Source organism: Fulvivirga aurantia, from assembly GCF_009711475.1.
GTDB classification, from domain to species: domain Bacteria; phylum Bacteroidota; class Bacteroidia; order Cytophagales; family Cyclobacteriaceae; genus Fulvivirga; species Fulvivirga aurantia.
The window spans coordinates 1-5,877 of sequence record NZ_SMMD01000737.1; the positions used below are offsets into that span (position 1 = coordinate 1).

The 5,877-nt window shown below is 38.1% G+C and carries 4 protein-coding genes; 2 read left to right on the forward strand and 2 right to left on the reverse strand.

Annotated elements, in window-relative coordinates:
• Nucleotides 1–899: PAS domain-containing protein (locus tag E1176_RS08670; RefSeq protein WP_155210216.1), on the reverse strand; the 899-nt coding region annotated here is incomplete at its 3' end.
• Between the two features lie 103 nt (nt 900–1,002).
• Between E1176_RS08670 and E1176_RS08675 the strand changes: the two genes are divergently transcribed.
• Together E1176_RS08675 and E1176_RS08680 are read left to right on the forward strand one after the other, a co-directional pair.
• Nucleotides 1,003–2,592 carry an FAD-binding oxidoreductase gene (locus E1176_RS08675; protein WP_155210217.1) on the forward strand — a complete coding sequence of 530 codons (1,590 nt, stop codon included), beginning with the start codon at nt 1,003–1,005 and terminating at the stop codon, nt 2,590–2,592.
• A 186-nt stretch (nt 2,593–2,778) separates the two neighbouring features.
• Entirely contained in the window at nt 2,779–3,516 is a 738-nt protein-coding gene (locus E1176_RS08680; RefSeq protein ID WP_155210218.1) for a GNAT family N-acetyltransferase, read from the forward strand.
• Here E1176_RS08680 and ccsA read toward each other — a convergent pair.
• Nucleotides 3,517–5,877 (reverse strand): cytochrome c biogenesis protein CcsA (gene ccsA, locus E1176_RS08685; RefSeq protein ID WP_155210220.1); only part of this gene is annotated, 2,361 nt, incomplete at its 5' end.

Sequence of the window (5,877 nt, forward strand, 5' to 3'; positions counted from 1 at the left end):
ATGTTATTGCCCAAGATCCTGTAATACTCAAAAAACTTTTCTTTTTCCTCTTCAGCATCGACACGCTCTGTTACATCTCGAGAGGTGCTCAATATCATAATAACATTACCATCATCATCAAAAATAGGTTTGCTGTGAGATTCTAACCAGATATACCCCCCGTCTTTAGATTGAATTTTATAGAGCATTTTTGGCGGAGGCCCTTCATCAGACTGATCTTCACCTTGTTGCTTTTTCTTATGATCATCCTCGAGCATTTTATGCATATCGGGGTGAAAGAAGTCATATGGGCTTTTACCTTCAAACTCACGTGGTTCATAACCTGTAACATCTGTAAGAGAGGGTGATACATATAAATACCTGGCCTCGTTTGGCTCATGCAGGCAAACAATATCGCTTACATTTTGAGAGATAAGTTTAAACTTATCGACCTTTTCTGACAATACAGTTTGTATATCAGTAATCTCACCTTCTGACAGTCTGCCTTCCTTCTTGCTTAAAGAAAGGCTTATTTGGTCTAATGCTTCGATAAGTCTGTTTCGCTCCTGCTCATGATGCCTTTTTAGTACCGTTCCGAAACAAAAAATCAAGTCTTTTTGATTATTTGTCTCCAGCCTCCACTCTATTTTATTCTGACCTGCAAGATTTAGGTCTGCTACGAATTTTTGCCTCTTCCCGGTCGACAGACAGTTTTTTATGAGCTCTTTTATATCTTGTTGATCGCTCTCTTGCAGTAAGTCTGCAAACACTTTTTTTACAGAATAATCAGGAATATCGTTTTTAAAAGTATCATTTATCGCAAGAATAGTAAGGTCTTGGTCTATTGCGCAGGCGTACTCATTTGACAAGTTGATAAGCTTGAGAATGTTTTCATCAAGAAATACCTCACTATTGGACATGGTTTTAATTTAGTACAAAAAAACTTTATTTTTTAAAAATTCTTTTAGTAAAGTGAAAGTAATCGTATTGTTATAACACCGTATAATCACCAGAACTGATTCTATGACCCAATCATCTTTAGAAAAGGCAACCCAAGAGTGGAGAGCAGCTCTTCCTAGTGAAACTAGTATACTAGAAAATGTTGATACACTCACAGACTATAATGAGACCACATTTCTCACCGAAAGTAACGTGCGTTATATCTTATTCCCCGAAAATACAGACCAGGTGAGTAAATGCTTAAAAATCGCTAATAAATATGACGTTTCAGTTTACACTGTAAGTAAAGGAAAGAATTACGGACTTGGCTCTAAACTACCTGTTGAAAATGATCATGTGATTATCGATTTGGGTAGAATGAACAAAATCACTGATTTTTCTGAGAAATTGGCCTACATAGAAGTGGAACCAGGAGTTACATTCAGGCAGGTAAGCGAATTTTTATTAGACAAAGGTTCATCACTCATGCTTGATAGTATTGGTAGCACAGGTGAGGCCAGTATAATCGGTAATACAGCAGAAAGAGGGCATGGAGTCGCGCTCAATGCTGATAGATTTAATTTTACATGTGGAATGGAGGTTGTGTTACCAACAGGAGAAGTGATTAATACCGGTTTTGGGAGTTTGAAGAATTCTGAGGTAACCGCACTCTCCAAATGGGGGCTGGGCCCTTCATTAGATGGAATATTTACACAAAGCAGTTACGGTGTTATTACAAAATTAAATCTATGGCTCCAGCCAAAATCAGATCATTTTCAAATCGTATTATTTCAGATTCGAGATGATGAAAACTTATCTGAGATCATCGAGAGAATGAGGTACGCTCGTCTTCAAAAACTGTCGCTCTCACTGCGTATTTTTAATGACTATCGTATGATAAGTTTTTCTAAACAATACCCTTGGGATGAAATGAATGGCAAAACACCTCTCGACAATAGTGTTTTGAATTTGCTCAAGGAGAAAACCGGCATCAAAGGAAAATGGATAGGACTGGGCGCTCTTTATTCAATTAATAAAGAATTTGCTCAAGCAGAACGCAACTATCTATCTGAGCAGCTTTCCCCATTTGTGGAGAAGATTGAGTTTTATGACAAACAAAGGGCTACACAGATAAAACAAAACGGAACCGCAGAGGAGCAGGATTTCATCGATTTCATCTACTTCAATAGTTCTTTGCAAGGCTTTACTTCAGAGCGCGCATTGAATATGTGCTATTGGAGAGTAAAAAAGCCAATCCCCGTAAACAAGAATGTGCATGAAGATGGCTGCGGAGTTTTATGGTACTGCCCCGCGATACCAAATACTGCTGAAGCAGTACGTAAAGCAACAGAAATAATCGAATCAACAAGTGAGAAGTATGCCCTTGAGCCCAATGTCGGTTTTCTATTTATTGCAGAAAGAGCACTTGATATAACTGGAGCCATCTGCTATGATAAAACAGACCCTGCACAGGATAAGGCTGCCAAAGCGTGTCATGATGAAATAATTGCAAGATTTGAAGAGATAGGTTATCCACCATATCGATTAGGGATACAATCGATGCAAATGATTGAGAACTATCAGCCAAATACCCAAACCCTTCTCGCTAACTTAAAAAGGGCATTAGACCCAAAAAATGTATTAAATCGCGGACGATATATAAAAGACAAGTAAAGTTTTGATGTAAGGTTTCATATAATTTTTTAACAAAAAAATACAGCCCCAATTAAACATCTAACCTCAAAAGCATTTAAAAGTCAAATCTGACAGCTTAACTGCTAAAGAAAAAAATATTACAATGTAATATTTTTTATAAATTATATTCAACTTGCTAGTTATCAATGCGTTAGTTTCATAATTATGGAATTACGTAGTTTTAGCATTAGTCTGTTTCAAGCAATTGAGCACCCTTTAGTTGCCAATTCTTTCTTTAAAAAGCACGTGAAAGTACTTGAAAGTTTTGGTGTTGAGGGAGTCTCTTCTATGTCAAACGATTGGCAATTTAAACCCACTGTTTGGCTTTTTGTAATGAAAAATGAGGTCGGTGAAATGATTGGAGGTGTAAGATTAGATATCAAATCTGGTTTTAGTATGCCATTAGAAGTGGCGCTTCAAGATTATCCTATGGTAACTAGCAAGGTAGAATGTCTTGCCTTGGCAGACGGTGTGGCTGAGTTATGTGGCCTCTGGATAGAAAAAGATTACCGAAGAGCTAACCTAGCAAATGCCCTTATGAAAGCAGCTATAGCTACTGCTCCTAACATTGGTGTGAAATATATATTGGGTTTTGCCAACGAGTATTCATATAAAACCACTGAGAAGCTAGGTTTTAGAAAAATAGAATCAGTTGAAAATGAGGGTGTTTTCTATTACCCTGATGATCGCTATCGTAGTCTTCTCATTGAGTTGGACTCTACGGCTCTCTACACGCTCGAAGAAAAAGACCTGCAAACTATCGTAGAGATAAGAGAGGATTTACTGTGTGTCTCTGTAGAAAACTCTCAGGATGGTGTGAGTATGGTGCACTACAACATGTCTACAGAATCTATAAGAATTATGAAAATGGCTGAAACTGTAAAAGCGAGATTAGCTGCATAATTATTCTAGCCCTTTTTCTCTCATCTTCTTGAACTCAGAGTATCTGCGTCTTGTGGCTATGGCAAATCCTGCAACTAATACCAATGTACCAATCCATAGTACATTTATTAAAGGTTTTTCCATAGCCTTAAGTACCACCCAGTCTTTTTGGCGTGTGTTAACTCCAATTGTAAAATTATCAGTTTCAGGGTGTACGTTCATGAGGTTTAACCTCAGCCCAAGATCGCCAATTTCGTCTGGTATACGACCTACCAAGTTATTCTTTATGAGAAATAAAGGCTGGGCAATATACTCTCTTTCTTCACCCAAAACTTTGATATCTACCCTTATTGCCACATCCTCTTCTGATAAATCGACACCTGGCACTTCTGAGATACGTTCGATTTTCTCAACTGTAGCCACGTAATCATTTACGAAGAAGTTTTCATTCATGCTTATCTTAAATTCCTCCAAATCGCTCCATTCAGATTCTTCTGTAGGATTTCTGATAGATGAAACGTGTGTATAAAGGTCTTTACTTAAGTTCCTTTTTATATCAGGTGAGGCGAGCAAGCCTCCCATAGCTTCATTTACCTGTGCTCTAGGATATAATTTAAATACCTCGCCAGATTGGTCGGTATATTCTATTTCGTAAAACGTATTTTCCGGAGAAATCTCAATTGTATCATTTTTTTGTATGACTATATTACCCTCCTCCTCAACATCACGCTTGGCAATCATCAAATGTGGCTGTGCTGTCGTTACAAGATCATTTCGATCTACATAAATACCCCTATTTATGGCCTCTACACGCTCTCCACGATATTTGAGTTCATAACCAGCCATTGATTTTGGCTCATTAATAAAAAGGAGGATATTTTCATTATTAAACTCGGTAGATGCATCTTTAGAGATAAGCATACCTGTAGTATTGAGTGAAACAACCTTCGAATAACCGGCTGAATACAAAATCCCAATAAGTATCATACCTACACCAATATGTGTAATTGCTCCACCAGAGAGCTTAGGGCTGGACTTTAGTAAACCAAAAAGAATTTTAGCATTTGCTACTACAGTGTAAACTCCCGCAACCAAAAGCACGATGTACGAAGGTTTTCCTATATCACCGATAGCTATGGCAATTGTGCTTATTATTAAAGTTAATATCAACGGTACAGTAAGTTGGCTTAGTAAAGTCTCTTTACTCATCTTCTTCCACCAGAAAAACTGGCCAGTACCCGAGAGTAATGCGACTACTACCGCAAACCATAATTGAGATTTTGTATAAAATTCAACCTGATCTGCAGGAGGCGCCATATTGGAAATACCTCCAAAACTTTCTATAATACTATTATAAACTGGAATTGATGTCGGAACTAAAACCTGAAAGCCCATCAGGCATAAAGAAATGGCTCCTATAAAGATCCAGAACTCTCTGGAGTAAGTACTTGCCTCTTTTTCACTGGTTGGTAGATTTTTCCATCTTACAGCACATAGAACAATAGCACCGATAGTGAAGAACAGTAGGTAAACAAGTAATTGACCCGATAGGCCTAAGTCGGTAAATGAGTGCACCGAAGCGTCTCCCAAAATACCACTTCTCGTAAGGAATGTAGAATAAAGAATTAAGATAAAAGTCGTAATTACTAAAATCACAGAGGCCTTAAGTGCTGTCTCGCTATTCTTAAAAGTGATCATCACGTGTATCGCAGCGACCATAAACAGCCATGGCACATATACAGCATTTTCTACAGGATCCCAGTTCCAATACCCACCAAAGTTTAACGTTTCATATGCCCAATAGCCACCCATAAGAATACCTACACCAAGTACTGCTGCACCAAAAAGTGCCCAAGGTAAAGCAGGGCGAATCCATTCTTTATATTTCTTTTTCCAAAGGCCAGCTATACAATAAGCAAAAGGCACTACGGTAAGGGCAAAGCCTAAAAATAGAGTGGGCGGATGAATGACCATCCAATAGTTTTGCAATAGAGGGTTAAGTCCGGTTCCGTCTTTAGGCACAAAGTCCGGTTGCTGTTGAAAGATCGGAGCATCAATCGCGTCTCTCAGCAAGATAAATGGTGAGCTACCAATTTTTAAATTAATTACTGGTATCACAACCCCTAAAATCATTGAGGCCAGGAAAAACTGTACCAGAGAGAAAACAGTCATGACTGTAGCCTCCCAGTATTTATTTGTGAAAATCACGACTACACCTAATAGTGCATGCCAAAACATCCACAACAAAAAGCTACCTTCTTGTCCTTCCCAAAAGCACGAAATCATATAATGTGTCGGAAGTCTTCTTGAGGAGTGACTCCATGCGTAATGGTACTCGAAGTAATGATTATAAATAATTACGAAAAGACAAGTAACAATACC